Origin of the sequence: Pseudomonas protegens (assembly GCF_003363755.1) — a bacterium.
Taxonomy (GTDB): domain Bacteria; phylum Pseudomonadota; class Gammaproteobacteria; order Pseudomonadales; family Pseudomonadaceae; genus Aquipseudomonas; species Aquipseudomonas danubii.
In genome coordinates, this window is the sequence record NZ_CP031396.1 from 4,511,728 (window position 1) to 4,538,050 (window position 26,323).

The following is a 26,323-nucleotide window of genomic DNA, read 5'->3' on the forward strand; positions in this document are numbered from 1 at the left end:
CTTCTCCTCTCTATCAGTGGTTGATCGGATGCTGGCGCAGGAAGTCGGCGGCCACGGCGGAAGGGCTTTCATGGTCGACGTCGACCCGCGCGTTCAGCTGGCGCATGGTTTCGTCATCGAACAGCGCCGCCAGCGGCTTGAGGTCCGCCGCCAATTGCGGGTGGGCGTCGAGATACGCCTGACGCACCACGGGGGCGGCGGTGTAGTCCGGGAAGTAATGTTTGTCGTCTTGCAGCAGCTTGAGCTTGAAGGCGTTGAGCCGACCGTCGGTGGTGTAGACCAAACCGGCAAATACCTGGCCATTGCGCAAGGCGGTGTAGACCAGGCCGGCATCCATCTGCCGGGTGTTCTTGCGGGTCAGGTTCATGTCGTACAGCTTGACCATGCCGGCCAGGCCGTCGGAGCGGTTGGCGAACTCGGTGTCCAGGGCCACCAGGCGGTTTTCCTTGGAGTTTTCGGCCAGGGCTCGGGTCAGGTCGCTGATGCTGTTGATCTGCGGATGTTCCTTGGCCACGTTCTCCGGCAGGGCCAGGGCGTAGGTATTGCTGAACTTGGACGGTGCCAACCAGACCAGGCCTTTTTTCGCGTCGAGTTCTTTGACTCGGGCGTAGGACTGCTGGCTGTCGAGTTTCTCGTCGATGTGGTTGTAGGCCACCAGCGAGACCCCGGTGTATTCCCAGATCAGGTCCAGCTGGCCGCTTTCCTGGGCGCTGCGCGCCAGGTTGCTGCCCAGGCCGCCGGTGACGCGGGTGTCGTAACCCTTGCTGCGCAGGTACTGGGAGGTGATTTCCGCCAGCAGAGTCTGTTCGGTGAAGACCCGGGCACCAATGCGGATCAGTGGTTTTTCCGCGGCTTGCACCCATCCAGCGAAAAGCAGGATGCAGCCGAGTATCAGGCTTGTTTTTTTCATGTTCATTCCTTGGCGCTTACGGACTTAGGACGGGCGCAGACCACGTTCCAGCCAGAGGCGGCTGGCCAGGGTGACCAGGCCGTCGAGGAGCAAGGCCAGCAGCGCAGTGCAGGCGGCGCCGAGCAGCAATTGCGGCTGATTGTTCAGGGCGATGCCGGGGAAGATCAGGCTGCCCAGGCTGTTGGCGCCGATCAGGAAGGCCAGGGGCGCGGTGCCGACGTTGATCGCCAGGGCCACCCGCACGCCACCGATGATGATCGGCACGGCATTGGGCAATTCGACTTTCCACAGCACCTGGCGCGGCGTCATGCCGATGCCGACCGCGGCTTCCTTGAGGGAACCCTGGACGTTTTTCAGGCCTTCGTAGGTGTTACGCACGATGGGCAGCAAGGAGGCGAGGAACAACGCGAAGATGGCCGGGCCACTGCCGATGCCGAGAATCCCCAGGGCGATGGCCAGGACGGCCAGAGGGGGGACGGTGTTACCGATGTTGAACACTTGCATGAAGCGTTCGGCGCGTCCGACCATGCTCGGGCGGCTGAGGAAGATGCCGGCGGGGATGCCCACCAGCAGTGCGGCGAGCATGGACGCCAGGACCAGGAACAGATGAGCTTGCAGGTAGAACAACAGATCGTCGCGGTAGTGTTCGATCGTCGTGATGCCGATCCAGTGGACCAGCAGGGCCAGGAGGGCGATGACCGCAACCCCTCCTATCAGCCCTTTGCCATAGCGAATAGCCACAGGCGGACTCCTTTTTTCAGTCGGCGGGCACTTTCCCGTGTGGCAAGGCCATTCCTGGCTGCCGCGAAAGTACGCGCGAAAAGCAGCTCGTCGAGTGCCGGCAAAGCGGCGGGTGAACGAGCCATGAGCGCAGCTTCGTCAAGCTAACGTGCTGATATTTCAGCCCCTGACGACAGCGCGTGACAGGGGAGTGGACGTCTCCACGTTTTAAAAGGTTCCATACTTGGCAGCATTTAGCCACCGTTTATCTGCCGCGCGGTGGCCTGGGCGACGGGGGCAGCGGTGGCCCGCGCGGCTTTGTCTGGGCTATAATCTGCGCCCTTTTTTGATCACCGCCAGGCGATTTCCCATGACCAACCAGGCCGCCGAAGTCGCGAAACGCCGCACTTTCGCCATTATTTCCCACCCGGATGCGGGTAAGACCACCATCACCGAAAAGCTCTTGCTGATGGGCAAGGCGATTGCAGTGGCGGGTACGGTCAAATCGCGTAAGTCCGATCGCCATGCCACTTCCGACTGGATGGAGATGGAGAAGCAGCGCGGTATTTCCATTACCACGTCGGTCATGCAGTTCCCCTATCGCGAACACATGATCAACCTGCTGGACACCCCGGGCCACGAAGACTTCTCGGAAGATACCTATCGCACTCTGACTGCCGTGGACTCGGCGCTGATGGTGCTCGATGGCGGTAAGGGCGTTGAGCCCCGGACCATCGCCCTGATGGACGTCTGCCGCCTGCGGGATACGCCCATCGTCAGCTTCATCAACAAACTCGACCGCGATATTCGCGACCCGATCGAGCTGCTGGACGAAATCGAAGCGGTGCTGAAGATCAAGGCCGCGCCTATCACCTGGCCGATCGGTTGCTACCGCGACTTCAAGGGTGTGTACCACCTGGCGGGCGACTACATCATCGTCTACACCCCGGGCCACGGCCACGAACGTACCGAAACCAAGATCATCGAGAAACTCGACTCCGACGAAGCCCGCGCCCACCTGGGTGACGAGTACGAGCGTTTCATCGAGCAGTTGGAACTGGTGCAGGGTGCCTGCCACGAGTTCAACCAGCAGGAGTTCCTCGACGGTCAGTTGACCCCGGTGTTCTTCGGTACCGCCCTGGGCAACTTCGGTGTCGATCACGTGCTCGATGCCGTGGTGGACTGGGCGCCACTGCCGCTGGCTCGTGTTGCCAACGAGCGCAGCGTCGCGCCCCAGGAAGAAAAATTCAGCGGTTTCGTGTTCAAGATCCAGGCGAACATGGATCCCAAGCACCGCGACCGTATCGCCTTCATGCGCATCTGCTCGGGCAAGTACGAGAAGGGCATGAAGATGCGTCACGTGCGCACCGGCAAGGACGTGCGCATCGGCGACGCCCTGACCTTTTTCTCCTCCGAGCGTGAACAGCTGGAAGAGGCCTACGCTGGCGACATCATCGGCCTGCACAACCACGGCACCATCCAGATCGGCGACACCTTCACCGAAGGCGAGGCCCTGGGCTTCACCGGTATCCCGCACTTCGCCCCGGAACTCTTCCGCCGCGTGCGCCTGAAGGACCCGCTCAAGTCCAAGCAACTGCGCCAGGGCCTGCAACAGCTGGCCGAAGAAGGCGCGACCCAGGTGTTCTTCCCGGAGCGCAGCAACGACATCATCCTCGGCGCCGTCGGTGTGCTGCAGTTCGATGTGGTGGCCAGCCGCCTGAAGGAGGAATACAAGGTGGAGTGTTCCTATGAGCCGATCACCGTGTGGTCCGCCCGTTGGATCGACTGCAGCGACAAGAAGAAGCTGGAAGAGTTTTCCAACAAGGCGGTGGAAAACCTGGCTTTGGACGGCGGTGGTCACCTGACTTACCTGGCACCGACCCGGGTCAACCTGGCGCTGATGGAAGAGCGCTGGCCGGACGTGAAATTCCGCGCCACCCGCGAACACCACTAAGTTCGCCTGTAACACCCCAAGCCCCGCTGTGCAGACAGCGGGGCTTTTTATTGCGCGCAGGATAGGCCCGCCGCCCCGTAGGAGCTGGCTTGCCAGCGAAGGCGGCGGACGCGGCGGTGCATGGCTTGCGGGCCTCTTCGCCGGCAAGCCGGCTCCTACGGGTTGTGGTGTATTTCAGGGAGCGCCGTTAGTCGGAAGGGCCCGGCAGGTTTGGCTGTCGATAGCCTGCTATCTGGAAAAGCCGGGATATCGGGACTAGGTTTCAGACAGTGCTGTGACCTTCGCAAGGTTGGGCGCAGCCTTTGATGATTCACCTGTGAAGGATGGAATCGGCTATGAATATTTTTCAACGCACGCTGTTGCTGATCAAAGTGCTGGTGATGCTGTCGCTCGGAACCTCGGCGGCCTGGGCTCACAATCTGCTGGAGGTCAAGGAGCCGGGCTTTTCGTCGACCATAGGCGAACCGGAACAGATGCTCGCCAAGTCCGAGTCGGAGCCGGGGGATGAAGGGCAGGGAGGCAGTTCGGGCGATGACGATCAGACCACCGACGATGACGACGAGGGTGACAGCCAGAGCTAAAAGAAAACCCCTGGCCACGGACTGATGCGCAATCCATTGCCAGGGGCGAGTGGAACACTGTACAGGCGCTCCCAGAGTGTTTCGGGAGCGCCTTTTTCATGTCCGCTTAAACCACAAACTGCTCGGCGTAGTGGCAAGCCACCTGGCGGCTGTCGAGCTGACGCAGGGCCGGCTCTTGCGTGCTGCAACGCTCGGTGGCGTAGGGGCAGCGCTTGTGGAAGGCACAGCCGGGTGGCGGGTTCAGCGGGTTGGGCAATTCACCGACGATCTTGATCTTCGGCTTGTCCGGGTCCGGATGAATGGTCGGGGTCGCCGACAGCAGCGCCTGGGTGTAGGGGTGCAGCGGGCGGGTGTAGATGTCCTCCTTGGGACCCATTTCCACCGGCCGGCCGAGGTACATCACCAGCACCTGGTCGGCGACGTGACGCACCACTGCCAGGTTGTGGGAGATGAACACGTAGGCGGTGTTGAATTCCTGCTGCAGGTCCATGAACAGGTTCAGCACCTGGGCCTGGATCGACACGTCCAGGGCCGAGGTTGGCTCATCCGCCACCAGCACCTTGGGTTGCAGCATCATCGCCCGGGCCAGGGCAATGCGCTGGCGCTGGCCGCCGGAGAACATGTGCGGGTAGCGCTGGTAATGCTCGGGGCGCAGGCCCACCTGCTTCATCATCGCCTGGACTTTTTCCCGGCGTTCGGCGGCGGACAGCTTGGTGTTGATCAAGAGCGGCTCGGCCAGTTGATCGCCAATCTTCTGCCGTGGGTTGAGCGAGGCATAAGGGCTCTGGAACACCATCTGCACGTCTTTGCGCAGTTGCTTGCGCTGCGCCTTGTCGGCGCCGGCCACTTCCTGGCCGGCGATTTTCAGCGAGCCGGAAGAGGGTTCCTCGATCAGGGTCAGGGCCCGGGCCAGGGTGGACTTGCCACAGCCGGACTCGCCGACCACGGCCAGGGTCTTGCCGGCTTCCAGTTCAAAGGACACGCCGTTGAGGGCGCGCACGGTGGCGTGGCCCTTGAACAGGCCTCGGGACACTTCGTAGTGACGGGTCAGGTCGCGGGCGGTAAGAACGACGGCCATTACGCCACCTCCTGATTGAGCGGGTAGAAGCAGCGCACCAGGCTGGCGGCTTTCGGGTCGAGGCTGGGGCGTTGCTGACGGCAGTTGTCCTGAGCGTAGGGGCAGCGCGGCGACAGCAGGCAGCCTTGTGGGCGGTCATAACGCCCGGGGACGATACCCGGCAGAGTCGAGAGGCGGGTGGCGCCCAGGCTGTGCTCGGGAATTGCCGCCAGCAGCGCTTCGCTGTAAGGGTGCGCGGGGATGTCGAACAGCTGCGGTACCTGGCCGACTTCCACGGCTTGCCCGGCGTACATCACGCAGACGCGCTGGGCGGTTTCGGCCACCACGGCCAGGTCGTGGGTGATCAGCACCAGGCCCATGTTCTGCTCTTTCTGCAGGTTGAGCAGCAGGTCCATGATCTGCGCCTGGATGGTCACGTCCAGAGCGGTGGTGGGTTCGTCGGCGATCAGCAGCTTGGGTTCGCCGGCAATCGCCATGGCGATCGCCACCCGCTGGCTCATGCCACCGGAGAGCTGGTGCGGGTAGGCGTCCATGCGGCTGGCAGCGCCGGGAATCTCGACCTTTTCCAGCAGCTCGATGGCGCGCTTGCGCGCGGCCTTGGCGGACATCTTCAGGTGCAGGCGCAGCACTTCCTCGATCTGGAAGCCCACGGTGTAGCTGGGGTTGAGCGCGGTCATCGGGTCCTGGAAGACCATGGCCAGGTCCTTGCCGACGATCTGCCGGCGCTGGCGGGCGCTGAGCTTGAGCATGTCGCGGCCGTCGAAGCTCAAGGCATCGGCGGTGACGATACCGGGGTGCTCGATCAGCCCCATCAGCGCCATCATGGTCACCGATTTGCCGGAGCCGGACTCGCCGACGATGGCCAGCACTTCGCCCTTGTCGACCTTGAGGTCGAGGCCGTCCACCACTGGCACCGCCGTGGCATCGCCGAAGCGTACGTTGAGATTCTTGATTTCTAGCAATGACATGGGAATCTCCTCAGGCGGCGTTCTTGAGTTTCGGGTCCAGCGCATCGCGCAGGCCGTCGCCCATCAGGTTGATTGCCAGCACGCTGAGCAAAATGGTCAGACCCGGCAGGCTCACGACCCACCAGGCACGTTCGATGTAGTCCCGGGCCGAGGCCAGCATGGTGCCCCACTCTGGAGTCGGCGGTTGCACGCCCAGGCCGAGGAAGCCCAGGGCGGCGGCGTCGAGGATCGCTGAGGAGAAGCTCAAGGTGGCCTGGACGATCAGTGGCGCCATGCAATTGGGCAGCACGGTGATGAACATCAGGCGCGGCAGGCCGGCACCGGCCAGGCGCGCGGCGGTCACGTAGTCGCGGTTCAGTTCGCCCATCACCGCGGCACGGGTCAGGCGCACATAGGACGGCAGGGACACCACGGCAATGGCGATCACGGTGTTGATCAGGCCTGGGCCGAGGATGGCGACGATGGCCACGGCCAGCAGCAGCGAAGGCAGGGCCAGCATGATGTCCATCAGGCGCATGATGGTCGGGCCCAGCAAGCGCGGGAAGAAACCGGCGAACAGCCCCAGGAGGATGCCCGGGATCAGCGACATCACCACCGACGACAAACCGATCAGCAACGACAGGCGCGAACCCTGGATCAGGCGCGACAGCAAGTCGCGGCCCAGTTCGTCGGTGCCCAGCAGGAACTGCATCTGCCCGCCTTCGAGCCAGGCCGGCGGCGTCAGCAGGAAGTCGCGGTACTGCTCGCTGGGGTTGTGCGGCGCCACCCAAGGGGCGAACAGTGCGCAGAACACGATCAGCAGCATGAACAGCAGGCCGGCCACCGCCCCCTTGTTGCGGGAAAAGTGCTGCCAGAATTCTTTGTAGACCGACGGATAGAGCAGGCTTTGATCGACTGCTACTGAGGAAGTTGGAGTGCTCATTAGTCTTGATCTCAGCGCTGGTGACGGATGCGTGGGTTGGCAAAGCCGTAGAGGATGTCCACCACGAAGTTGACCATGATCACCAGGCAGGCGATCAGCAGGATGCCGTTCTGCACCACGGGATAGTCCCGGGCGCCGATGGCTTCGATCAGCCACTTGCCGATTCCCGGCCAGGAGAAGATGGTTTCGGTCAGCACGGCGCCGGCCAGCAGGGTGCCGACTTGCAGGCCGACCACGGTCAGTACCGGAATCAGTGCGTTGCGCAGGCCGTGGACGAATACCACCCGGGCCGGCGACAGGCCCTTGGCCTTGGCGGTGCGGATGTAGTCTTCACGCAGTACTTCGAGCATCGAGGAGCGAGTCATCCGCGCGATCACCGCCAGGGGAATGGTGCCCAGCACGATGGCCGGCAGGATCAGGTGATGCAGGGCGTCGAAGAAGGCGTCGGTGTCTTTGGCCAGCAGGGTGTCGATGAGCATGAAGCCGGTTTTCGGCTCGATGTCGTAGAGCAGGTCGATGCGTCCGGACACCGGGGTCCAGCCCAGGCTCACCGAGAAGAACATGATCAGGATCAGGCCCCACCAGAAGATCGGCATCGAGTAACCCGCCAGCGAGATGCCCATGACCCCATGGTCGAACAGGGAGCCTCGCTTGAGGGCGGCGATTACCCCGGCCAGCAGCCCGAGGATGCCGGCGAACAGCAGGGCGGCCATGGACAGTTCCAGGGTCGCGGGGAACAGCGAAGTGAATTCGCTCCACACACTGGTGCGGGTGCGCAGGGATTCGCCCAGGTCACCGTGGGCGAGCTTGCCGATGTAGTCCAGGTATTGGGCATACAGCGGTTTGTTCAATCCAAGGCGTTCCATTGCCTGGGCATGCATCTCGGGGTCGACCCGACGTTCGCCCATCATGACTTCCACGGGGTCGCCGGGAATCATGCGTATCAAGGCGAAGGTCAGCAAGGTGATGCCGAAGAATGTGGGGATCAACAACCCCACACGGCGGGCAATAAAACTAAACATCTTCTGAAGTACCTCAATCAGCCGGTTAGGCGTTCCCGCCGCCCTTGGGGTCAAGGGCGGCGGGCGTTTCTTATCACTTCACTTGGGTGGTCGCGAAGTTGTTGGTGGTCAGGGGGCTCTGGTGGTAACCCTCGACGTTCTTGCGCATGGCGGTGAACATTTTCGGATAGGCCATGGGAATCCACGGTTGATCCTGTTGGAAAATCAGCAACGCCTTTTCGTAGAGCTCTGCGCGTTTGGCAGGTTCAGCGTCGGAACGGGCCTGGTCGATCAGGTCCTGGAACGCCTTGTTGCACCAGCGGGCGTAGTTTTCGCCGTTCTTGGCGGCGTCACAACTCAGGTTCGGGGTCAGGAAGTTGTCCGGATCGCCGTTGTCACCCGCCCAGCCGGCCGACACCATATCGTGTTCGCCGTTTTTCGCACGCTTGAGCATCTCGCCCCACTCCATGACGCGGATCTCGAGCTTGAGGCCGATCTTGGCCAGGTCAGCCTGCATCATCTGGGCCCCCAGCAAAGGGTTGGGGTTGGTTGGGCCACCGCCATTGCGGGTGAACAGGGTGATGACCGTGCCCTCCGGCACGCCGGCTTCCTTGAGCAGGGCACGGGCCTTGTCCAGGTCCCGGGCCGGGTTCTGCAAGCTGGTATTGAAGCCCAGCAAGGTCGGAGGATAAGGGCCGGTACCCACCAGGGCGTTGCCTTTGCCGTAGAGGCTGTTGACGTAGGCTTCTTTGTCGAAGGCGATGTCGATGGCTTTGCGTACCCGCACGTCGCTCATGTATTTGCGCGTGGTGTTCATGGCGATGTAGCCGGTGGTCATGGCGGCCAGCTCGTCGACCTTGAGGTTGGCGTCGGCCTTGATGCTGGGGATGTCATCGGGCTTGGGGTACAGGGCGATCTGGCATTCGTTGGCCTTGAGCTTCTGCAGGCGCACGTTGTTGTCGATGGTGATCGCCAGCACCAGCGGGTCCGCCGGTGGCTTGCCGCGGAAGTAGTCCGGGTTGGCCTTGAAACGGACCTGAGCGTCCTTGGCGTAACGCGTGAAAATGAACGGGCCGGTGCCGATGGGCTTGCTGTTGAGGTCGCCGGTCTTGCCTTCCTTGAGCAGCTTGTCGGCGTATTCCGCCGGGAAAATGGAAGAGAAGGCCATGGCGATGTCGGCCAGGAACGGTGCCTCGCGGCGGGTCAGGGTGAAGACCACGGTGTGATCGTCGATCTTCTCGACGCTTTTGAGCAGTTCCTTGAACCCCATGCTCTCGAAGTAGGGGAAGCCGACGCTGGACTTGTCATGCCAGGGATGCTTCGGGTCCAGTTGACGCTGGAAGCTCCAGAGCACGTCGTCGGCGTTCATGTCGCGGGTTGGGGTGAAGTAGTCGGTGGTGTGGAACTTGACGCCTTTGCGCAGGTGGAAAGTGTATTGCAGGCCGTCCGGGCTGATCTCCCAGGACTCCGCCAGGGCGGGCTGGATGTCCGTTGTGCCGGGCTTGAAGTCCACCAGGCGGTTGAAGATGGTTTCCGCCACCGCATCGGCAGTGACTGCAGTCGTGTACTGGACCATATCGAAGCCTTCCGGGCTGGCTTCGGTACAGACCACCAAGGGTTTGGCTGCGACGCCCATGGCGACGCTCAGCAGTGCGGCGCCCATGGCCGCTCTCAGGGGAAGCATTTTCATCAAGAACCCTCTGCAATCAATTGAACCAGATTAGCTTGAATGGCGGATTCGTCATGAGTCCGCCATTCAACTGGTGGGTTAGAGAATATTGAACGGGATGGTGGTGACCAGACGGAATTCATTGATGTTGCCGTCGGCCTGGTTCTCGCTCGCGCGGTGAGTGGTGTAGGTGGCGCGGATCGCCGTGGCTTTCAGCGGGCCGCTCTGCACGGCGTAGGAAGCACCGATGCCGTATTCGTAGTGGTGTTCGCCGTCCATGGTGCGTACGCCATAGAGCTTGCCTTCCGAGTTGATACCGCCGTAGGCACTGCCGTTGTAGTGGGTGCCGTCGATGCCCCAGCCACGGGCCTGGTAGATGTTGAACTTCAGGCCGGGCACGCCATATTCGGCCATGTTCAGACCGTAGGCGATCTGGAAGGATTTCTCGTTCGGGCCGTTGAAGTCCGAGAGCAGGGAGTTGGCTAGGTAGATGCCGTTGGTTTCGTGCAGGTAGTCGAAGTATTCGTTGCCGCTGACTTCCTGGTACGAGAAGGTCAGGCTATGGGCCTGGTGGGTCAGGCCGAGAGACAGGGAGTAGGTATCGTTGTCGATATTGCCCATCTCTTTCTTGCCGGTGTCGACGGTCTTGTAGTAGTTCAGGCCGGTGGTCAGGCTCAGCACCGAGCTGTCGCCCAGCTCGTGGGTGGCGCCGAAGTAGTACTGGTTCCAGAAGTCTTCCACCTTGGAGGCGTAGAGGCTGGTCTTCAGGCTTTTCAGCGGCTGGTAGTTGAGGCCGACGATGCTCACGCGGTCGGTCTCGGCGGTATTGCTGGTGTACTCGGAGCGGAATTTCGACAGGCTCTGTTCGGTCCGTGGCGATACCCGGTCGAAGGTGCCGGCATCGAACGACAGGTTGTTGAACTCTTCGCTGTGGATGCTCACCCCTTCAAAGCTCGAAGGCAGTGCACGGTTGCCGATGACATCGACGATTGGCGTGCTGAAGTTCTGCCGGCCGGCGGTCAGGGTGGTGTTGGACACGCGGAACTTGACGTTGGCCAGGCCCAGCTTGCTCCACTGGCCCACGGCATCGCCGTCGGAATGGGTCAGGGTGCGGTTGTTCTTGCCGGCGATGTGCTTGCGGTCACGATCCAGGGCAATGGCGTTGTAGGCCGCGACTTCGGTGCTGACGCCCACGGTGCCTTCGGTGAAGCCGGAGCTGTAGTTGAGGATGGTGCCCTGGACCCAGTTGATGCGGCGTGGGGTCGAGGTATCTACACCATTGTGTTGGTACGAAAAACGGTCATTGCGCCGTTTCAGCTCGTTGGCGTACCAGTTGCGGGTGGTACCCGACAGGCTTTGCCCTTCGATGAAGCCTTTGGCCTCCGCCTGGGCATTGGTGCTGTTCTGTACAGTCGGGACGAAGTCCTGGCTGACGTTCTCCGCATAGGCCGTGGCGGTGATGCTACTGATAGCCAAGGCTAACAATGCGCTGCTGCTCAGTTTCATGGGTGAAGCTCCTTTGTTTTCTTTTTTAGATGCCGGTTTTTTTGGGCCGGCTGGTTTTTGGAACTCATTCATGGCATCGCAAACGTTTGCACGCGGCTCAATCGCCGAATTCAGGCAAAGCGCCTGCGTGAGGGCGAGAGTCGCCCTCAGGGTTCTGGCTCATCGGTTATGGGGTCAGGCTGACACCTGAGAAGGAGTTGCGGCCGAAGGGACTGACCTTGAAACCCTCGACTTTCGCACTCAACGGCTGGTTGATCGTCGAGTGGGCAACAGGTGTGATCGGCACTTGCTGCTTGAGCAACTGCTGGGCCTGCTTATAGAGCTCGGTGCGCTGTTCGCGGTCGGTAACGACCTTGGCTTGCTTGATCAACTGGTCGTATTGCGGGTCGCACCACATGGAGTAGTTGTTGCCGCCGATGGCGTCACAGCTGTACAGGGTGCCGAGCCAGTTGTCCGGGTCACCGTTGTCTCCGGTCCAGCCGATCAGGCTGATGTCGTGTTCGCCGTTTTTGGTGCGCTTGATGTATTCGCCCCATTCGTAGCTGACGATCTTCACCTTGAGGCCGATCTTCGCCCAGTCGGACTGGAGCATTTCGGCCATCAGCTTGGCGTTGGGGTTGTAGGGGCGTTGCACGGGCATGGCCCAGAGGGTGATTTCCGTGCCTTCCTTGACCCCGGCAGCCTTGAGCAACTCGCGGGCCTTTTCCGGGTTGTAGGCAGCGTCCTTGATCGTCTCGTCGTAGGACCACTGGGTGGGCGGCATGGCGTTCACCGCCAACTGGCCGGCGCCCTGGTACACGGCATTGAGGATGCTCTGCTTGTTCACCGCCATGTCCAGTGCCTGGCGCACTTCGAGGCGGTCGAAGGGTTTGTGTTGCACGTTGTAGGCGATGTAGCCGAGGTTGAAGCCGGGCTTCTCGATGACTTGCAGTTTCGGGTCGTTTTTCAGGGCATCGATGTCGGCGGGACGCGGGTGCAGGGTCACCTGGCATTCGCCGGCGCGCAGCTTCTGCACGCGTACCGAGGCATCGGTGTTGATGGCGAAGATCAGCCTGTCGAGCTTGACCCGGCTCGGGTCCCAGTAATGCGGGTTGGCGGCGTAGCGAATCTGCGAGTCTTTCTGGTAGCGCTGGAACACGAACGGTCCGGTGCCGATGGGTTGCTGGTTGATCTGGCTGGGCGTGCCGGCCTTGAGCAGTTGCTCGGCGTATTCGGCGGAGAGGATCGCGGCAAAGCTCATGGCCAGGTTCTGGATGAACGCCGCGTCCACGGTGTTGAGGGTCATGACCACGGTCATGGGGTCGGTTTTTTCGACCTTGGCGATGTTCTTGTTCAGGCTCATGCCGTTGAAGTAGGGAAACTCCGTCGGATAGGCCTTACGGAACGGATGTTCGGCGTCGAGCATGCGATTGAAGGTGAACAGCACGTCGTCGGCGTTGAGGTCTCGGCTGGGCTTGAAGTAGGGAGTGCTGTGGAATTTCACCCCTTCACGCAGGTGAAAGCTGTACTTGAGGCCGTCCTCGGAAATATCCCAGCTCTTGGCCAGGGCCGGCAGTACGTTGGTTGCGCCTTTTTCGAACTCCACAAGGCGGTTGTACAACGGCTCGGCGGCATCGTTGTCGGTGGCGGTGGTGTACTGCGCGGTGTCAAAGCCTGCGGGGCTGCCTTCGGAACAGAACACCAGGCTGCGGTCGGCAGCGCTGCAGATCGAACTGGTGGCCAGCAGGGCCGAGAAAATCAACGAATGACGCATGACGGTCCATCTCCATTTTTTGTTGTGATGATCAATGGACCCTGGCTCCTTCCTGGAGCCTGTACAGGCCATTGATGCCCAACCATGGCTGCAGCAAATGCCCACCGATAGACGCAGTTTTGCCATGCCTCGACGTTAGGAGCCGAAGGCTGGGTCGTATATGCGCTGTACCTGAAAGGCTTGTAGGAATCGGCTCTAAATTCGAAAGATCACGTCCAAAAGGACGCAATCTCGACCCCAGGGCCGGACGCTTTCAGGGGGGGCGGTAAAACAACGGCGACGCCAGGGACGTCGCCGTTGCAGAACCTTATTTGCCGATGCCTACGCCGTAGAAGGAGTTCAAGCCAAAGGGGCTGATCTTGAAATCCTGCACGTTGGCGCGCATGGGTTGGAACACCGTCGAGTGAGCGATAGGTGTCATCGGAACGGCATCTTTGAGAATGTGTTGCGCCTGCTTGTACAGCTCGGTGCGTTTGGCCACATCCGACGTGGCCTTGGCTTGCTTGATCAGGGCGTCATAAGGCTTGTCGCACCATTTCGAGAAGTTGTTGCCGTTCATTGCATCGCAGCCGAACAGGGTGCCGAGCCAGTTGTCGGGGTCACCATTGTCGCCGCTCCAGCCGATGATCATCGCCTGGTTCTCGCCGCCTTTGGAGCGCTTGATGTACTCGCCCCACTCGTAGCTGACGATGTTGACCTTGAGACCGATCTTGGCCCAGTCGGACTGCAGCATCTCGGCCATCAGTTTGGCGTTCGGGTTGTACGGACGCTGTACCGGCATGGCCCAGAGGGTGATCTGGGTGCCTTCCTTGATGCCCGCTTCCTTGAGCAACTGCTTGGCTTTCTCGGGATCGTACTGGGCGTCCTTGATGCTGGTGTCGTAGGACCATTGGGTCGGCGGCATGGCGTTGACCGCCAGTTGGCCGGCGCCCTGGTAGACCGAGTCGATGATCTGCGGCTTGTTGACGGCCATGTCCAGTGCCTGGCGAACCTTGAGGTCAGCCAGCGGGTTGGCGTCGGTGCGGCCCTTGAGCACCGGCATCACGTTGTAGGCGATGTAGCCCAGGTTGAAGCCTGCCTGTTCAGGCATCTTCAGGGTCTTGTCTTCCTTGAGCGCCTTGAGGTCGGCCGGGCGCGGGAAGAGGGTGATCTGGCATTCGTTTTTCTTCAGCTTCTGGATGCGCACCGATGGGTCGGTGGTGATGGCGAAGATCAGGTTGTCGATCTTCACGTCTTCAGGTTTCCAGTAGTCCTTGTTGCCGGTGTAGCGGATGTTGGAGTCTTTTTGGTAGCTCTTGAAAACGAAGGGACCTGTGCCGATCGGCTTCTGGTTGATATCGCTGGTCTTGCCTTCCTTGAGCAGCTTGTCGGCGTACTCGGCGGACTGGATGGAGGCAAAGCTCATGGCCAGGTTCTGGATGAATGCGGCATCAACGGTTTTCAGGGTGAACTTGACGGTCTTGTCGTCGACTTTCTCGACCTTGGTGATGTTGGTGTCCATCCCCATGTCGGTGAAATACGGGAATTCGGTCGGGTATGCCTTACGGAACGGCATGTCCTTGTCGATCATGCGGTTGAAGGTGAACAGCACGTCGTCGGCGTTGAAGGTCCGGGTCGGGGTGAAGTACGGCGTGGTGTGGAACTTGACCCCTTCGCGCAGGTGGAAGGTGTAGGTCAGACCGTCGTCCGAGATGTCCCAACTGGTGGCCAGGCCCGGAATGACTGCGGTGCCGCCACGTTCGAACTGGCTGAGGCGGTTGTAGAGGGTTTCGGCTGAGGCGTCGAAGTCGGTTCCGGTGGTGTACTGGCCAGGGTCGAAACCGGCCGGGCTCCCTTCAGAGCAGAACACCAGGTTAGTCGCCGCGTGGGCGAAGGGGGTGCTGGCCAGCAAGCCGGCACTGACTAAAAACGGAAGGACTGCTTTTTTGAACATGGTGGCCTCATGATTTGTTGTCATTTTTGGTGTAGAGGGCGACCTTGTGAGTCGACCCGCCGATACTTATGCAGCCCTCATACCCATTGCAAGATGCAGGGCCGACACAAGTCTCAAAGAGTGGAACGAACGTACACGAATGACGCATTTGTATAAATATTGACGCATTTGACCGTTTGCGCAGGTCTTTTCTGGTGCATGCGTTGCTTTTCTATTGGGCAAACAGGGCTGTTCGCGCCCTCGCTTGGTGCATCAATGGAATGGGCGCCGACTGGCTTGTGCTTGAGCCGCCAGACCTTTTCAGGCAGGCGCAAATCTTCGACGCATCCGGTTGACCGGATGGCGCAGAACGACGGGGTAGGGGAGGCCGTTGGAGACGGTTGCCCGGGACCTTGCAGGCGATGGCGAATGGACAGCGCATCGTCGGCGGTGTTGAAGTCGCGGCTCGCAGTGAAGTTGTCACTGTGGAGGTTGCTGGTGGCGCGTGACAGTGGCGTATCGAGGATCAGCCCCGCTGTCTGCCAAACCCGGAGCGGAAAGGTCTTACGCATGCAAACCTCATTTTTTCTTTTTCTAGGGCATATCTGAGGATTGGCCTTGTGGGCCGCGGTAACTCGCCTTTCTATGGGGCGTGGATGCAGCCCCATGGACCCTGTGCGGCGATGGCGATCACTTGTTGTGTTGTTGTTTGTCGATTCGCCGATGCCGAAATTAAGTCATGCTGAAATCGTGGTCAACGAAAATTAAGCCTGACTAACATTTCTCTTGCGCACAGGTACCTCTGTAAGGTTCGGCAGGCGACTGCGGGTGGGGCTTACGCCGCCGAATGGTCGTCGAACAGGCCCATGGTCGTGACCGTCAGGACTTCCGCCGGGCCGTTACCGACATTGGCCAGGCAGTGGGTCTTGGTCGAGTCGAAGTGCACCGAGTCGCCGGCGCCAAGTGGGTATTGCTGATCTTCGATGGTGTAGACGATCTGTCCCGAAAGAACGTAGGAAAACTCAGAGCCATCGTGGGAGATCAGTTCCGACTGATAGCCCACCGGGATGTTCATTTTCACCGCGTTGATCAGGTTGCCGGGAAAGGAGCTGGACAGCCGTTCGTAGGCCAGTGGCTGACCTTCGATGGTGTAGCGCACGCGCTTGCCGTCGTGGGAGTCGGGTTGCGCCTGGGTCGGCTGGTCGAACAGAGCGTTCAGCGGAACGTTCAGCGACTTGGCAATGTTGACCAGAGACGAGATCGATACACCGGTGAGATTGCGTTCCGCTTGGGAGAGGAAACTGGCGGTCAGGCCGGATTCACTGGCAATTTGGCGCAGGGTTTTCTTGGCGGCGCGGCGATAGCGGCGCAGGCGTTCGCCGATGCGATCTGCGGTCATTAGAGAGACTCTTATAGGAAAGAAGCAGTATACCCGGCAGACACCCATGACGCCTGGCAGGCGCAATACCGAGGTGCGTAACTTTAGCATCACCCTGGTGGCCGAACGCACCTTCCCTGAGCTGAGTTCATCGAGTGCCGGTTGAAATGCCTGGTCACGAAAAACGGCGGTGACCTCGGTTTGCGCTGGAGGTTACCGCCGTTGGGGGACGCTGGGAGAGGTTTACGGCATCAGCACTTCGATGGCGCCGTCGGCGGTCATGCTGACCTGGCTGGTGCCAGCCTCGACTTCCGGAGTCACGGGCGCCGAATCCATGCTGGCGGCCTTCATCATCATTGGCGCACGCAGGTAGGGCTGTGGATAACCGTTGCTGTTGAGGTTCAGGTTGACGATTTTGTAGCCCTTGCCACCCAGGGCTTCGGTGGCCAGTTGAGCACGGGCCTTGAACGCCTTGACCGCGTCCTTGAGCAGGGCATCTTCGCTGGCCTTGCGGGTCGGGTCGGCGATGGCGAAGTCCATGCCCGCCATTTTCAGATCGCCCAGCAGTTCGCCGGTGAGCTTGGACAAGGCGGCGAAGTCGGAGCTTTCCAGGCGCAGTTCGGCGCGCTCACGCCAGCCGGTGATCTTCTGGCCTTTGTCGTCGTAGATCGGGTAGCTGTTGCGGCTGCCCTGGCGCAGCGTCACATCCTTGACCTGGCGGGCCTGACCCAGGGCCTTGTTCATGGTGCTGGTGATTTCTGCAGCAAGTTTGGCCGGGTCGCTGTTCTGCGATTCGCTGTAGAGGGTCACGATCATCAGGTCCCGTGCCACTTCCTGGCTGACTTCGGCACGCAGGGAAATCTGGTTGTAGTGCAGTTCATCGGCGGCCAGGGCGGGCAGACTGGTGAGGGTGCCGGCGCTGAGGGCCAGAAGGGCGAGGCTGCGACTGAAATGCTGCATGGAAACTCCTTGAGTGCGGTCCGCAGGATCAGCTCAGAGCCTGCGTGAAACATTCAGACAGTGAGGGGCTGCGGCAAGTTTCAAGCCGCAAGCTGCATGTTGAGAGCCAATACGCTTGTAGCTCAAAGCGTGCAGCTTGCCACTGTTTTTCTGTGACGCTTTGCCGCAGTTTTGCCTGTGGCGGGGGCTGCTTGGTTATACTCCCGCCGATTGCCCTGGAGCGCTCATCAGGAGAGCTCATGCTCGCCCCCGTAAAATTATTGTCTGCCACTCGTCAGAACCTCTGGCGCCTGACCTTTATTCGTACCCTGGTTCTGGCTGCTCAGGCCGGTTCGGTGGGGCTCGCCTATTGGTTGGAACTGTTGCCACTGCCCTGGTTGCAACTGGGCGTCACCTTGATGTTTTCCATGGTGCTCTGTGCCTTCACCGCCATCCGCTTGCGAACCTCGTGGCCGGTGACGGAGCTGGAATATGCCCTGCAACTGGCTTGTGACCTGTTTATCCACAGTGTGCTGCTGTATTTCTCCGGCGGCTCTACCAACCCCTTCGTCTCCTATTACCTGGTGCCCCTGACGATCGCCGCCGTGACCTTGCCCTGGCGCTATTCGGTGGTGCTGTCGGGTATTGCCCTGACCCTCTACACCTTGTTGCTGGCGCGGTTCTATCCCTTGCAGACTTTCCCCATCGCCCGGGAAAACCTGCAGGTCTATGGCATGTGGCTGAGTTTTGCCCTGGCGGCGGCGGTGATCACCTTCTTCGCTGCACGCATGGCCGAAGAACTGCGCCGTCAGGAAGAGTTGCGGGCGATCCGCCGTGAAGAAGGCCTGCGCGATCAGCAATTGCTGGCCGTGGCGACCCAGGCCGCCGGTGCCGCCCATGAGTTGGGCACGCCGCTGGCGACCATGAGCGTATTGCTCAAGGAGATGCGCCAGGACCATCCCGACCCGCTGTTGCAGGATGACCTCAGCGTGCTCCAGGACCAGGTCAAGTTGTGCAAGGAAACCCTGCAGCAACTGGTGCGCGCCGCCGAGGCCAATCGCCGTATGGCGGTGGAGATGCAGGAAGTCACCCAGTGGCTGGACGAAGCCTTGAATCGCTGGCACCTGATGCGTCCCGAGGCCAGCTACCGCTTTCATCTGCTGGGAGAGGGACCAGTGCCGCGCCTGGCGCCGCCGCCGGACTTGACCCAGGCCTTGCTCAATCTGTTGAACAATGCAGCCGATGCCTGTGCCGAAGGTCTGGAAGTGCGCCTGGACTGGGATGCGGAAAACCTCACCATCAGTATTCGTGACCACGGCGCCGGAGTACCCTTGGCCATCGCCGAGCAGATCGGCAAACCGTTTTTTACCACCAAGGGCAAAGGCTTCGGCCTGGGCCTGTTTTTGAGCAAGGCCAGCGTGACCCGCGCCGGTGGCTCAGTGAAACTCTACAGTCATGAGGAAGGCGGAACGCTCACCGAGCTGCGCCTGCCCCGTGCCGCCCGAGGAGACGACCATGAGTGAAGAGATCCAAGTCGAAGGCGAAGAACTGCCGCATCTGTTGCTGGTGGATGATGACGCCACCTTTACCCGGGTAATGGCACGCGCCATGAGCCGCCGGGGCTTTCGCGTCAGTACCGCAGGTTCCGCGGAAGAGGGCCTGACCATCGCCCAGCAGGATCTGCCGGACTACGCCGCGCTGGACCTGAAGATGGATGGCGACTCCGGGCTGGTGCTGCTGCCCAAGCTGCTGGAGCTGGACCCGGAAATGCGCGTCCTGATCCTCACCGGCTATTCGAGCATCGCCACGGCGGTGGAAGCCATCAAACGCGGTGCCTGCAACTACCTGTGCAAACCCGCGGACGCCGATGATGTGCTGGCCGCGCTGCTCTCCGAACATGCGGACCTGGACACCCTGGTGCCGGAAAACCCGATGTCCGTGGACCGTCTGCAATGGGAGCACATCCAGCGTGTGCTGACCGAGCACGAAGGTAATATCTCCGCCACTGCCCGGGCCCTGGGCATGCATCGCCGTACCTTGCAGCGCAAACTGCAGAAGCGTCCCGTGCGTCGCTGAACCGCGACTGAATGAATGTCGCTGGACACCGTGAAAAAGCGAGCCGATCTACTAAGATCGGCTCAACGCTTGTCCTTCTCCCTATCGAGCCACAACGATGAATCAGAACGCTGAGTACTCCGCGGTCAACGATGCTGTGCGCGGTCAATTTTTTCGCCGGGTCTGGGCCATGATTACCCCTTACTGGCGTAGTGAAGAGAAGGGCAAGGCCTGGCTGCTGCTGATCGCGGTGATTGGCCTGTCGCTGTTCAGTGTCGCCATTTCGGTATGGATCAACAGTTGGTACAAGGACTTCTACAACGCCTTGCAGAAGAAGGACGAGGCGGCTTTCTGGAGCCTGATCCTGTATTTCTGCGGGATCGCCGCGGTGGCCATTCTCGGTGCGGTGTATCGCTTGTACCTGACCCAGATGCTGACCATCCGTTGGCGCGCCTGGCTGACCGAAAGACACTTTGCCCGTTGGCTGGGCAACAAGAACTACTACCAGCTGGAGCAGGGCGGCTACACCGATAACCCCGACCAGCGGATTTCCGAAGACCTCAACGGCTTCACCACCAACACCTTGTCCCTGGGCCTGGGTTTGATCCGCAACGTGGTCAGTCTGGTGTCCTTCTCCATCATCCTCTGGGGCGTATCCGGCAGTATCGAGGTCATGGGCTATACCATTCCCGGCTATATGTTCTGGTGCGCCCTGGTGTATGCGGCGGTCGGCAGTTGGCTGACCCACCTGATCGGGCGTCGCTTGATCGGCCTGAACAATCAACAGCAACGTTTTGAAGCCGACCTGCGTTTCTCCATGGTGCGAGTCCGGGAGAACGCCGAGAGCATTGCCCTTTACGACGGCGAGAAGAATGAGAACCAGCGTCTGAGCAGCCGTTTCAGCAAGGTCTGGCACAACTTCTGGGACATCATGAAGGTCTCCAAGCGCCTGACCTTCTTTACCGCCGGTTATGGCCAGATCGCGATCATCTTCCCGTTTATTGTCGCCGCGCCGCGTTACTTCGCCGGCAAGATCGAGCTGGGAGAGCTGATGCAGATCAACTCGGCGTTCGGCAATGTCCAGGAGAACTTCAGTTGGTTTATCAGCGCTTATTCGGACCTCGCTGCCTGGCGCGCTACCTGTGACCGTCTGTTGAGCTTCCGCCAGGCCATGAGTGAAAACGAGGAGCGTCCTCCGGCGATTGACGTGCAGCACCAGGGCGAACAATTGCAGGTGCGTGATCTGGGTCTGGATCTGGCGGATGGCCGTCATTTGCTGGCCGGTGCCCAGATGACCGTGAATCCTGGCGAGCGACTGATGCTCAGTGGTCGCTCCGGCAGTGGCAAGAGCACCCTGTTGCGAGCCATGGGGCGCTTGTGGCCGGCGGGGCACGGGAGCATCTTGCTGCCGAACCAGCGCTACCTGTTCCTGCCGCAGAAGCCCTACCTGCCCATTGGCAGCCTGCGGGAAGCCTTGAGTTATCCACAGTCGGGCGACAGCTACCCCCAGGAGCGTTATGCACAGGTCCTGGAAACTTGCCGCCTGCCCCATCTGGTGGCGCGTCTGGACGAGAGCAATCACTGGCAGCGCATGTTGTCGCCGGGGGAGCAGCAGCGGCTGGCGTTTGCCCGGGCGCTGCTCTATGCGCCGCAATGGCTGTACATGGATGAGGCGACTTCGGCCATGGATGAAGAAGATGAAGCCAATCTGTACCAGGCGTTGATCGATCAGTTGCCGGGGCTGAGCATTGTCAGCGTCGGCCATCGCAGCAGCCTCAAGCGCTTCCATCCCCGCCATGTACGCATTGAGCAGGGGCATTTGCTGGAACAGACGGTGACCGTATGACGCTGGCCAGGTAAGCCTTGCCGCTTGGCTTGAGTGCGAGGTTCGGGAGGACGTCTCGGTGAAATCGGGGGTTGGCGATCATTGAGGGCAATGACGCCGGCTGCGCCAGGGCCATGAACCGGCGCTGGCGCAGCGGAGCAGGAGGCCTGCTCGCGGGTGAGCCCGCTCCTACGACGCGCGGTTAGGCTTTGTGCAGGATCGAACGGTCAACTCGTACGGCCAGTTGGCCGCTTCCCGGCTTGGCGTTGAAGGCCACGTTGCCGTGTTCATCCACGCAGGCGCGGGCAATCGGAGCGCCGTTGAGCAGCAGCTCCAGAGGTGCGTCCTTGAGGGATTGCCCGGAGGCCAGTTGCAGTTTCAGGTTGATAGCCATGGTGATTTCCTTATCAGGCGTGACGGTCGATGAAGCGGCTGGCGTTCTTGTCGATGGAGCCGATCAGCTCCGGCGAGCCACCGCGGAACTGACGGAACACATTGCGTCCGGTGGCGCTGCTGTTGCTGGTGCCGGCCGGGATGCTCAAGGTCGGCTGGAAGCTGTCGCTCAGTTCCATGTAGGCCGACCAGGGACCGATGTATGACTCGTTCAAGCCGTTGGTTTCGCTGAGGGCATAGCGCACCGCCTGGCCAGGGAGCCAGTTGGGCTCGCTGGGGGTGTGGCTTTGCCAGCCATCGGCCAGGATTGTCGGGACCGCGCTTGGGGTTTCCAGGTAGCCCGCCGGCTTGTTCGGGCTGTAGTTCTTCAGCAGCAGGTAGGTGCTCCAGCCCCACCAGTTGTCGATGGTCTTGCTGTCATTGAGATTGTTGACGTCGCTGCGGCGCAGCACTTTGTCACCGCTCATCACGAACAGTGGCGAGAAGTTGCCGCTCTTGGCGGCATTCAGGTCCGGCAAGGCCTTGAGGGCCGCGTAACTGGCGGGCGCCGGCAGGTTGCCGCTGAGGTAGCTGGTAAAGATCTCGTCTGCCGAACGCTGCACCGCCTGTTTCACCTGCTGGCGATTGCGATGATCGACGCTGTCGAAATAACGCTTGTCGCCGTAGGCGTGCCAGCGGTCGCCCTGGGCGTTACTGACATTGAGGCCGAACTTGCTGTCCTCGTCGTGCATGAAACGGGTAATCAGCGAGCCCAGGTCGCTGGGGGTGACCACCGCCGCCACCTGTTTGCGTGGCACTCGTACGTGGCCGGCAGAAAACAGGTCGGTGAGGAAGTGGTCGGCGAAGGCGTTCATCGCGTAGGCCAGTTCCAGTTGCTTGTCGTCGGCAGTCTTGCCCGCCAGTACCGCTTGTTGCAGGGCGGCCGTGTGCCCGGCGATATACGCCGCCAGGGCCCATTCGCCAAAATGGTCGGCATTGTTGGCCGCCAGCTTCAGGTAGCGCCCCAGAGGGAACAGGGCGGAGACCACGCTGCCGCCGCCGGTGATCCGGTTCCACTCTTCAGACAGGGTATCGCCCAGGGCGTCATAGGCTTCGTGGGGCTGTTTGCCGTCGCGGATCGCCTGGTTGGCGGCAACGATTTCCTTCTGCATCACCGCGAGGATCTGTCGGGCTTCGTCTTTCGCCGCCGGCAGTACGGCCAGGGAGTTGAAGGCCGCGGTAAAGCGTTGCACTCGATCAGCCGGCGTTGCGCCTTCGCAGATCGGCTGCTCGGGAATACCGTAGAAATCGCCGCCGAGCGCAACCACCTGGCCGTAAGTCAGGGCCAGGCCGTTGGGCAGGTGCAGTTCGACCTGCCACGCGGGAATGGCCGGCGCATCCTTGACGAAGCGCAGCAGGGTGCTGTCGCCAATGGCGGTGTGTTCACCGCCCTCAAAACGCAATTGAGGCAGGCCCCTGGCGGACTTTTGCGGGGTGTGGGGCAAATCTTCCGGGCGGTGGTACTTGATGGTGTGGTGGCCGTCGGCGACCAGCACCAGGGTGTCGCCATCGCCGGAAATGGCGACGCCTTGTTCAGTGAACAAACGGTCCAGATCGGCAATGATCTTGCCGGCCTGTTGTGGCTGTTGCTGCATCTGTGCAGAGAGTCCTGACATTTCTAGCTCCTTGATATGTCATGGTTATGCTTGGTTTAACTGTATGTATATACAGTTGTCGTGAGCATAATTGAAAATGACACGCCGTCAAGAAGACGGTTACGTGAGGGCGGGTTGATTGGATTATCATTAGCGCCCTAACGACAGGCTCAAGGTCCCCCCGCGCATGCTGGCTATTTTTTTCGAAACCCTGGCGATCACTGCGCCGGTGTTTGCGATGCTGTTTCTGGGGCTGCTACTCAAGCGGGTGGGGTGGATCAACGACAACTTCATCCATACGGCGTCGGCCCTGGTGTTCAACGTCACCATGCCGGCCTTGCTGTTTCTCGGCATTGTCCATGCCGACCTGCATGCCTCACTGAAGCCTGGCGTGCTGATCTACTTTTCGCTGGCCACCCTGGTCTGTTTTGCCCTGGCCTGGGGCTGGGCCATCTGGCGTTGCCCGAAGGTGGATCGGGGGATCTATACCCAGGGGGCGTTTCGCGGCAATAACGCGATCATCGGCCTGGCCCTGGCAGCCAGCATGTATGGGGATTACGGGATTTCCCTGGGGGCGCTGCTCGCCGCGTTGGTGATTCTTTACTACAACACCCTGTCGACGGTGGTCCTGGCGGTCTACAGCCCGGCGATCAAGTCCGACCCTTGGAGCATCTGCAAAAGTGTGTTCAGCAATCCGTTGATTGTCAGCGTGCTGGTGGCTGCGCCGTTTGCCTACTGGCAGATCAGCCTTCCCGGCTGGCTGGAGACTTCGGGAAAATACCTGGCACAGATGAGTCTGCCTCTGGCGCTGATCTGCATCGGCGGCACGTTGTCCATGGCGGCCTTGCGCAACAGTGGGCGGATGGCCGTGAGCTCCAGCCTGCTGAAGATGGTCAGCCTGCCAACGCTGGCAACCTTTGGCGCTTGGTTATGCGGTTTTCGCGGGGCGGAACTGGGGATTCTGTTTCTGTATTTCGGCAGTCCGACTGCTGCAGCGAGCTATGTCATGGCCCGGGCGGCCAATGGCAATCATGAGCTGGCGGCGGCCATTATCGTCATCACCACCCTGATGGCGGCAGTGACCACCAACATTGGGATCTTTGTGTTGCAGTGGGGTGGGTGGATCTGAAGCTGTTCGCCGGCAAGCCGGCTCTTACAAGGCGGTGCCAGGAGGCGGCTTGTCGGCGAACAACGGGTTCACTGCGGCTGCTGATAAGCGTCAATCACTTCCTGGGCTGCGCGAAACGCATCGATGGCGGCCGGCACTCCGGCATACACCGCGCAATGCAGCAGCGCTTCACGTATCTCTTCCACGGTGCAGCCGTTGTTCAGGGCGCCACGCACGTGGCCCTTCAACTCCTGGGGACACTTCAGCGCGGTCAGCGTTGCCAGGGTGATCAGGCTACGGGTTTTCAACGGCAGGCCATCACGGTTCCACACGCCGCCCCAAGCGTGTTCGTTGACGAACTCCTGCAGTGGCTGGGTGAATTCGGTGGCGTTGCCCAGAGCTCGGTCGACGAAGGCGTCGCCCATCACTTGGCGACGCATTTGCAGTCCGCTTTTCTTGTTTTCGCTCATGGCGCTTCTCTCTTGTGTTGGCGGCGCCAGGCCTGTAGCGAACTGAACAGCAGAAACGCCACCAGCGCTGGCAGGACGAAAAACAGCATCAAGTGTTCCAGCTTGCCCGCCAGGGGCATGCCCGTGGTGAAGGACACCACGTGCAGCCCATAGGCCAGGTACAGGCCGAGAAACAGCAAGCCTTCGGCCCGGGTCACGCGATACCCCGAATAGAACACCGGCAGGCACAGCACCGCGACGCCGAGCATCACCGGCAAGTCGAAATCCAGGGCGTTGGGCGAAACCGAGAGCGGCGTCGGAGCCACCAGGGCGGTAAACCCCAGGACCCCCAGCAAGTTGAAGAGATTGCTGCCGATGACATTGCCCACGGCGATATCCCGCTGGCCCCGCAGGGCCGCGAGCAGGGAAGTGGCGAGCTGGGGCAGGGAGGTGCTGACGGCAATCACCGTCAGTCCCATGACCCGCTCCGACAAGCCCAGGTCGTCGGCCACGGTGACGGCGGCGCCTAGCAGCAAGTGTCCGGCGAAGACCAGCAGCCCCAGGCCGATAAGCACCATCAGCATGCTGCTGAACCTGGGCGCGAAACCGCGCTGGCCGGCTGGAGCGGGCAGGTGATGGCGTGCCGAGTGCCGCGACTGGCGCAACAGCAGGAGCAGGTACAGCACCAGGGCCGCCAGCAGGATGACGCCGTCGGAGGGGCTGAGACGCTCGTTATAGGCCAGGATGAATACCAGCAGGCTGGCACCGATCATCAGCGGGATGTCCAGGCGCACCAGCTGTCGCGATACCCGCAGCGGAATGATCAGGGCCGATAGACCCAGGGTCACCAGGATGTTGAAGATGCTGCTGCCGATCACGCTGCCCACGGCGATATCGGTGTTGTCGGCCAGGGTCGCCTGCAGGCTGATGGCCATCTGCGGCGCGCTGCTGCCGAAGGCGACGATGCTCAAGCCCATGATCAGCGGACGTACATGCAGGCGTGCGGACAAACGTACTGCGGCACGCACCAGCAACTCGGCGCCGACGATCAGCATCACCAGGCCGCTGATGAGTTGGATCAGGCTGAGCAGGGGCAGTTCGGCAAAGGCGGTAATGGCTCGGGCTCCGTCGGTCAGTCGCTGAGGGCTTGGATGCGTACTTTGGCGGTGCCGCTGCGCAGCATGCCCAGCTGTTGCGCGGCAGCGCGGGATAAGTCGATCAGGCGGCCGCGAGTGTGCGGGCCACGATCGTTGATACGGACCACGACGCTTTTGCCGTTGCCCTGGTTGGTGACTTGCACTCGGGTGCCGAACGGCAGTTCGCGATGGGCCGCAGTGAGGCCGTTCTGATCGAAGGGCTCGCCGCTGGCGGTGCGTTTGCCATGATGGCGGGCGCCGTAATAGGAGGCTGTCCCGGTCTGGTCATAACCTCGAGGGTCGATGATATGGCTGCTGGCGCAGCCCGTGAGCAGAGCGAGCAGGGCACAGGCCACGAACCAGGGACGGGGAGTCATTATTCGCAGGAGCTGGCTTGCCAGCGAAGACGGGCTTGCATCCCCGCGATTTCGA

24 protein-coding genes are annotated in these 26,323 nt (G+C 61.2%); 6 read left to right on the top strand and 18 right to left on the bottom strand.

The features are described 5' to 3' along the window. Positions 1-13: 13 nt before the first annotated feature. Together DWF74_RS20345 and DWF74_RS20350 are read right to left on the bottom strand one after the other, a co-directional pair. Positions 14-910 carry a glycine betaine ABC transporter substrate-binding protein gene (locus DWF74_RS20345; RefSeq protein ID WP_115581598.1) on the bottom strand — a complete coding sequence of 299 codons (897 nt, stop codon included), beginning with the start codon at positions 908-910 and terminating at the stop codon, positions 14-16. A gap of 24 nt (positions 911-934) precedes the next feature. After that, positions 935-1,651: an ABC transporter permease gene (locus DWF74_RS20350; RefSeq protein WP_102861114.1), complete on the bottom strand. Its 717-nt coding sequence runs from the start codon at positions 1,649-1,651 to the stop codon at positions 935-937. Between the two features lie 349 nt (positions 1,652-2,000). Here DWF74_RS20350 and DWF74_RS20355 point away from each other — a divergent pair, with 349 nt between their 5' ends. Further along, a complete protein-coding gene (locus tag DWF74_RS20355; protein ID WP_102861115.1) occupies positions 2,001-3,584 on the top strand; it encodes a peptide chain release factor 3 in 1,584 nt (527 codons plus the stop codon). Between the two features lie 335 nt (positions 3,585-3,919). Next, positions 3,920-4,165: a hypothetical protein gene (locus DWF74_RS20360; protein ID WP_205413460.1), complete on the top strand. Its 246-nt coding sequence runs from the start codon at positions 3,920-3,922 to the stop codon at positions 4,163-4,165. A gap of 106 nt (positions 4,166-4,271) precedes the next feature. On the opposite strand, the gene DWF74_RS20365 is transcribed toward DWF74_RS20360, so the two are convergent. From DWF74_RS20365 to DWF74_RS20415, 11 genes are all read right to left on the bottom strand, one after another. Beyond that, positions 4,272-5,243, bottom strand: a complete 972-nt coding sequence (locus DWF74_RS20365) for a peptide ABC transporter ATP-binding protein (RefSeq protein WP_102861117.1) — start codon at positions 5,241-5,243, stop codon at positions 4,272-4,274. Further along, positions 5,243-6,211 (bottom strand): ABC transporter ATP-binding protein, encoded by a 969-nt coding sequence (locus DWF74_RS20370; protein WP_102861118.1) that lies wholly within the window; start codon positions 6,209-6,211, stop codon positions 5,243-5,245. The genes DWF74_RS20365 and DWF74_RS20370 overlap by 1 nt, the downstream gene beginning before the upstream one ends. 10 nt (positions 6,212-6,221) lie before the next feature. Continuing rightward, positions 6,222-7,133 (bottom strand): ABC transporter permease subunit, encoded by a 912-nt coding sequence (locus tag DWF74_RS20375; protein ID WP_011059232.1) that lies wholly within the window; start codon positions 7,131-7,133, stop codon positions 6,222-6,224. 11 nt (positions 7,134-7,144) lie between these two features. Further along, entirely contained in the window at positions 7,145-8,155 is a 1,011-nt protein-coding gene (locus tag DWF74_RS20380; protein ID WP_102861119.1) for an ABC transporter permease subunit, read from the bottom strand. A 73-nt stretch (positions 8,156-8,228) separates the two neighbouring features. Beyond that, positions 8,229-9,824, bottom strand: coding sequence for an ABC transporter substrate-binding protein (locus DWF74_RS20385; RefSeq protein ID WP_115581600.1), 1,596 nt, complete (start codon positions 9,822-9,824; stop codon positions 8,229-8,231). A 78-nt stretch (positions 9,825-9,902) separates the two neighbouring features. After that, positions 9,903-11,309, bottom strand: coding sequence for an OprD family porin (locus DWF74_RS20390; RefSeq protein ID WP_102861121.1), 1,407 nt, complete (start codon positions 11,307-11,309; stop codon positions 9,903-9,905). A gap of 166 nt (positions 11,310-11,475) precedes the next feature. Then, positions 11,476-13,062, bottom strand: coding sequence for an ABC transporter substrate-binding protein (locus DWF74_RS20395; RefSeq protein WP_102861122.1), 1,587 nt, complete (start codon positions 13,060-13,062; stop codon positions 11,476-11,478). A 307-nt stretch (positions 13,063-13,369) separates the two neighbouring features. Next, on the bottom strand, positions 13,370-14,995 hold the full coding sequence (locus DWF74_RS20400; protein WP_102861123.1) for an ABC transporter substrate-binding protein: 1,626 nt from the start codon (positions 14,993-14,995) through the stop codon (positions 13,370-13,372). 113 nt (positions 14,996-15,108) lie between these two features. After that, positions 15,109-15,546, bottom strand: a complete 438-nt coding sequence (locus tag DWF74_RS20405; RefSeq protein ID WP_115581601.1) for a hypothetical protein — start codon at positions 15,544-15,546, stop codon at positions 15,109-15,111. 263 nt (positions 15,547-15,809) lie between these two features. Next, on the bottom strand, positions 15,810-16,373 hold the full coding sequence (locus tag DWF74_RS20410) for a helix-turn-helix domain-containing protein (RefSeq protein ID WP_102861125.1): 564 nt from the start codon (positions 16,371-16,373) through the stop codon (positions 15,810-15,812). 222 nt (positions 16,374-16,595) lie between these two features. Further along, positions 16,596-17,312, bottom strand: a complete 717-nt coding sequence (locus DWF74_RS20415; RefSeq protein WP_102861126.1) for an SIMPL domain-containing protein — start codon at positions 17,310-17,312, stop codon at positions 16,596-16,598. A gap of 239 nt (positions 17,313-17,551) precedes the next feature. On the opposite strand from DWF74_RS20415, the gene DWF74_RS20420 reads away from it, so the two are divergent. From DWF74_RS20420 to DWF74_RS20430, 3 genes are all read left to right on the top strand, one after another. Then, on the top strand, positions 17,552-18,814 hold the full coding sequence (locus tag DWF74_RS20420; RefSeq protein ID WP_102861127.1) for an ATP-binding protein: 1,263 nt from the start codon (positions 17,552-17,554) through the stop codon (positions 18,812-18,814). Next, positions 18,807-19,367 (top strand): response regulator transcription factor, encoded by a 561-nt coding sequence (locus DWF74_RS20425; protein WP_025132017.1) that lies wholly within the window; start codon positions 18,807-18,809, stop codon positions 19,365-19,367. The genes DWF74_RS20420 and DWF74_RS20425 overlap by 8 nt, the downstream gene beginning before the upstream one ends. A gap of 97 nt (positions 19,368-19,464) precedes the next feature. After that, complete coding sequence (locus DWF74_RS20430; RefSeq protein WP_102861128.1) at positions 19,465-21,192, top strand: ABC transporter ATP-binding protein/permease; 1,728 nt, start codon at positions 19,465-19,467, stop codon at positions 21,190-21,192. Positions 21,193-21,373: 181 nt separating this feature from the next. On the opposite strand, the gene DWF74_RS20435 is transcribed toward DWF74_RS20430, so the two are convergent. After that, entirely contained in the window at positions 21,374-21,565 is a 192-nt protein-coding gene (locus tag DWF74_RS20435) for a hypothetical protein (RefSeq protein ID WP_102861129.1), read from the bottom strand. A gap of 13 nt (positions 21,566-21,578) precedes the next feature. Continuing rightward, positions 21,579-23,219 carry a phospholipase gene (locus DWF74_RS20440; RefSeq protein WP_115581602.1) on the bottom strand — a complete coding sequence of 547 codons (1,641 nt, stop codon included), beginning with the start codon at positions 23,217-23,219 and terminating at the stop codon, positions 21,579-21,581. A 166-nt stretch (positions 23,220-23,385) separates the two neighbouring features. Between DWF74_RS20440 and DWF74_RS20445 the strand changes: the two genes are divergently transcribed. Beyond that, positions 23,386-24,327 carry an AEC family transporter gene (locus tag DWF74_RS20445; RefSeq protein ID WP_115581603.1) on the top strand — a complete coding sequence of 314 codons (942 nt, stop codon included), beginning with the start codon at positions 23,386-23,388 and terminating at the stop codon, positions 24,325-24,327. A 68-nt stretch (positions 24,328-24,395) separates the two neighbouring features. On the opposite strand, the gene DWF74_RS20450 is transcribed toward DWF74_RS20445, so the two are convergent. From DWF74_RS20450 to DWF74_RS20460, 3 genes are all read right to left on the bottom strand, one after another. Then, positions 24,396-24,776: a carboxymuconolactone decarboxylase family protein gene (locus DWF74_RS20450; protein WP_102861132.1), complete on the bottom strand. Its 381-nt coding sequence runs from the start codon at positions 24,774-24,776 to the stop codon at positions 24,396-24,398. Next, positions 24,773-25,810 (bottom strand): calcium/sodium antiporter, encoded by a 1,038-nt coding sequence (locus DWF74_RS20455; RefSeq protein ID WP_240322072.1) that lies wholly within the window; start codon positions 25,808-25,810, stop codon positions 24,773-24,775. The genes DWF74_RS20450 and DWF74_RS20455 overlap by 4 nt, the downstream gene beginning before the upstream one ends. Positions 25,811-25,887: 77 nt before the next feature. Continuing rightward, on the bottom strand, positions 25,888-26,268 hold the full coding sequence (locus DWF74_RS20460) for a septal ring lytic transglycosylase RlpA family protein (RefSeq protein WP_110596015.1): 381 nt from the start codon (positions 26,266-26,268) through the stop codon (positions 25,888-25,890). Positions 26,269-26,323 lie beyond the last annotated feature (55 nt).

Bases quoted from the DNA above. Each gene is read 5' to 3' on its own strand.
- DWF74_RS20455 (WP_240322072.1), bottom strand. From the start codon at position 25,810: ATGCTGATCGTCGGCGCCGAGTTGCTGGTGCGTGCCGCAGTACGTTTG.
- DWF74_RS20460 (WP_110596015.1), bottom strand. From the start codon at position 26,268: ATGACTCCCCGTCCCTGGTTCGTGGCCTGTGCCCTGCTCGCTCTGCTC.
- DWF74_RS20375 (WP_011059232.1), bottom strand. From the start codon at position 7,133: ATGAGCACTCCAACTTCCTCAGTAGCAGTCGATCAAAGCCTGCTCTAT.
- DWF74_RS20420 (WP_102861127.1), top strand. From the start codon at position 17,552: ATGCTCGCCCCCGTAAAATTATTGTCTGCCACTCGTCAGAACCTCTGG.
- DWF74_RS20450 (WP_102861132.1), bottom strand. From the start codon at position 24,776: ATGAGCGAAAACAAGAAAAGCGGACTGCAAATGCGTCGCCAAGTGATG.
- DWF74_RS20415 (WP_102861126.1), bottom strand. From the start codon at position 17,312: ATGCAGCATTTCAGTCGCAGCCTCGCCCTTCTGGCCCTCAGCGCCGGC.
- DWF74_RS20360 (WP_205413460.1), top strand. From the start codon at position 3,920: ATGAATATTTTTCAACGCACGCTGTTGCTGATCAAAGTGCTGGTGATG.
- DWF74_RS20410 (WP_102861125.1), bottom strand. From the start codon at position 16,373: ATGACCGCAGATCGCATCGGCGAACGCCTGCGCCGCTATCGCCGCGCC.
- DWF74_RS20430 (WP_102861128.1), top strand. From the start codon at position 19,465: ATGAATCAGAACGCTGAGTACTCCGCGGTCAACGATGCTGTGCGCGGT.
- DWF74_RS20390 (WP_102861121.1), bottom strand. From the start codon at position 11,309: ATGAAACTGAGCAGCAGCGCATTGTTAGCCTTGGCTATCAGTAGCATC.
- DWF74_RS20355 (WP_102861115.1), top strand. From the start codon at position 2,001: ATGACCAACCAGGCCGCCGAAGTCGCGAAACGCCGCACTTTCGCCATT.
- DWF74_RS20365 (WP_102861117.1), bottom strand. From the start codon at position 5,243: ATGGCCGTCGTTCTTACCGCCCGCGACCTGACCCGTCACTACGAAGTG.
- DWF74_RS20380 (WP_102861119.1), bottom strand. From the start codon at position 8,155: ATGTTTAGTTTTATTGCCCGCCGTGTGGGGTTGTTGATCCCCACATTC.
- DWF74_RS20445 (WP_115581603.1), top strand. From the start codon at position 23,386: ATGCTGGCTATTTTTTTCGAAACCCTGGCGATCACTGCGCCGGTGTTT.
- DWF74_RS20385 (WP_115581600.1), bottom strand. From the start codon at position 9,824: ATGAAAATGCTTCCCCTGAGAGCGGCCATGGGCGCCGCACTGCTGAGC.
- DWF74_RS20395 (WP_102861122.1), bottom strand. From the start codon at position 13,062: ATGCGTCATTCGTTGATTTTCTCGGCCCTGCTGGCCACCAGTTCGATC.
- DWF74_RS20440 (WP_115581602.1), bottom strand. From the start codon at position 23,219: ATGTCAGGACTCTCTGCACAGATGCAGCAACAGCCACAACAGGCCGGC.
- DWF74_RS20345 (WP_115581598.1), bottom strand. From the start codon at position 910: ATGAAAAAAACAAGCCTGATACTCGGCTGCATCCTGCTTTTCGCTGGA.
- DWF74_RS20425 (WP_025132017.1), top strand. From the start codon at position 18,807: ATGAGTGAAGAGATCCAAGTCGAAGGCGAAGAACTGCCGCATCTGTTG.
- DWF74_RS20400 (WP_102861123.1), bottom strand. From the start codon at position 14,995: ATGTTCAAAAAAGCAGTCCTTCCGTTTTTAGTCAGTGCCGGCTTGCTG.
- DWF74_RS20435 (WP_102861129.1), bottom strand. From the start codon at position 21,565: ATGGCTATCAACCTGAAACTGCAACTGGCCTCCGGGCAATCCCTCAAG.
- DWF74_RS20370 (WP_102861118.1), bottom strand. From the start codon at position 6,211: ATGTCATTGCTAGAAATCAAGAATCTCAACGTACGCTTCGGCGATGCC.
- DWF74_RS20405 (WP_115581601.1), bottom strand. From the start codon at position 15,546: ATGCGTAAGACCTTTCCGCTCCGGGTTTGGCAGACAGCGGGGCTGATC.